At 56.2% G+C, this 1,024-nt stretch carries 1 protein-coding gene; it reads left to right on the top strand.

Annotated features, from left to right (window positions below):
• Nucleotides 1–200 precede the first annotated feature (200 nt).
• On the top strand, nt 201–935 hold the full coding sequence (locus ABTZ94_RS37695; RefSeq protein ID WP_351208002.1) for a hypothetical protein: 735 nt from the start codon (nt 201–203) through the stop codon (nt 933–935).
• Nucleotides 936–1,024: the final 89 nt, after the last annotated feature.

The raw sequence follows: 1,024 nt of genomic DNA, 5'->3' as shown, positions 1-1,024 counted from the left end.
AACAAGGACCTCGACAATCCTCATTCTTTCTGGTCAGAGGCACTTTTCGCTTACCTGACCACCCGTCGGACAGCCCGCTTCATGAAAGCCCGAGGCTAGGCTGACACATCGAGAGGGTTCCAGTGACCAACGGATCGAACAGGCAGGACCGGTTACGCCTCGCACGGCAACGGTCAACTCCGAACCGCATCCGACCACGAATGCGTGAGGAGCGTTCCGAGTCGATCCCCGAAGCCGAAGCCTCACGGGCGCGGCGCGCCTGGCAATGGGTGCGGCGGGCTAGCTGGACGCATGTCATCACGGTTTCCGGGGCAGTGCTCGCCGCCATTGCCGCCATTGGAGGACTATGGGCTCAGGGTGTCGGTACTTACTGGGGCCAGGAGACGGCGAAAGATCAACTAGCTCAGTCCAAGGATGACGACGCACGCCGCGCTCGAAAACAAGCAGAAAAGGTAACGTATTGGGGTGGTGGTGGATCAGCCTTTGAGTGGGGTGGTACGGGAATGATCGGTTCCGCCAGTGACGGGTCGGGGGCTCTCCACGTGCTAAACAGGTCCCCCGACCCCATTCCCTACATGCACATCGGAATTGAGATTAACAAAAAGGACCTTGAAGGTGATATCGAGAGAAGCTACTGGTATGTGGCGTTGAGGAATTTACCCCCATGTACTCATCTCGAATATCGAGAATACGATTTACAGCTAGGATCCATCCAAGCCGATTTGGATCCGCCAACGCTTTCCAATCAAAAAGGCATTTGGTCACCAATTGTCATGAGATTTACTGACGCTGGAGGGGTGGACTGGCTGCGCACAAAAACCTCCCTCAAAAAAGGGGGTGCCTCAAAACTCCTCAGCGAGGCAATTCGCTCGAAAAACAGCATCGTCGGCAGCGAAGCGAAAAAGACAAAAGCCGGATCCTGTAATGACCGTTAGCCTCGATCTTTCGTGACGGTCCGTTGGTTTCTTCGGCGGGCCGTTTCGGTTGTTCGGGCTGTTGGTGGCCAGGCTGATGGCCCGGCTGT

This window comes from Streptomyces sp. NPDC002785 (genome assembly GCF_040295565.1).
Taxonomy (GTDB): domain Bacteria; phylum Actinomycetota; class Actinomycetes; order Streptomycetales; family Streptomycetaceae; genus Streptomyces.
The sequence above is the reverse complement of the archived record's forward strand: the minus strand, read 5'-3'. Positions and strand labels throughout refer to the sequence as shown.

What these genes read in the sequence shown, in the direction of transcription:
- ABTZ94_RS37695 (WP_351208002.1), top strand. Translation starts at nt 201, where the DNA reads ATGCGTGAGGAGCGTTCCGAGTCGATCCCCGAAGCCGAAGCCTCACGG.